The organism is Peribacillus sp. NPDC056705, assembly GCF_043656335.1.
Map to the genome: position 1 here is coordinate 1 of NZ_JBHTYI010000273.1, position 546 is coordinate 546.

The 546-nt window shown below is 48.4% G+C and carries 2 protein-coding genes; both read right to left on the bottom strand.

What is annotated here, in order from left to right; all coding sequences use genetic code 11:
- The coding region (locus ACFRAK_RS29640; RefSeq protein ID WP_394573284.1) for a twin-arginine translocation signal domain-containing protein at positions 1 to 257 on the bottom strand (257 nt) is incomplete at its 3' end.
- Between the two features lie 32 nt (positions 258 to 289).
- Positions 290 to 546: TetR/AcrR family transcriptional regulator (locus tag ACFRAK_RS29645; RefSeq protein ID WP_394573285.1), on the bottom strand; the 257-nt coding region annotated here is incomplete at its 5' end.

Consider the following 546-nt stretch of genomic DNA (forward strand, 5'->3'; position numbering starts at 1 on the left):
TCGATGGATGTCTCGCGAACCCGGAATAGCCAAGGCTGGCTGTTATGTGGGTTCGAGGCGAGGGTTGCTGCTTGAATCATCGCCAGGGGATCAGATAACGATGAAGTTTCATCCTCTGACCACAACTCATAGGCTGGACCTTTACCTGTACTAAAGACTCCCTGATCAACAGCCCTCCATATTAATCCACCAAATGACACAGCGAGTAGGGACGCACCGGCTTTCTTCAAAAACTCTCTTCTGCTTGTTCTAACCATTTATTCGGTTCACATTCCTTCCCATACATGTTCTATTTCGACTCCGTCAGATAAGGCTTGAGTATGGTCAGGATCAACTCGATACCGCGTTCAACCTGACCTTCATCCGTGGGCATACCGCTGCTCTCGAGAAAGGACAGCCAGTAATTGCTTATGATCCAGCACGATGTCAATAAGGACTCCATTTCAGAAGGTCGATCCAAGTGGATCACACCCGCGTTCACGAATTTTAGAAAAAAAGCCTGCTGCTCCTGCATGCGATCCTTCTGGATCTGTTCATGCATCTGCT